General features: G+C 52.3%; 1 pseudogene. It reads right to left on the bottom strand.

Annotation, left to right across the window (positions count from 1 at the left end):
- A pseudogene (locus ACY2RS_RS15925) lies at positions 1–217 on the bottom strand (hypothetical protein); the annotation flags it as partial.
- Positions 218–235: the final 18 nt, after the last annotated feature.

Raw genomic sequence — 235 nt, forward strand, 5'->3', positions numbered from 1 at the left:
TCATATTGAACGCCATAACGTGTGGCAACAGCACAGCATTACATACACCGTGAGGCAGGCCATACATACCGCCCAGCTGGTGAGCCATTGCGTGAACATAACCAAGGCCAGCATTGTTAAAGGCGACACCTGCCATAAACTGGGCACAGGCCATCTGGTCACGGGCTTCCAGATCACTGCCATCTTCAACGGCGCGTGGCAGATACTGCATGATCATTTCGATAGCTTTGGTTGC

It is taken from the genome of Patiriisocius sp. 208BN25-11 (assembly GCF_058147145.1).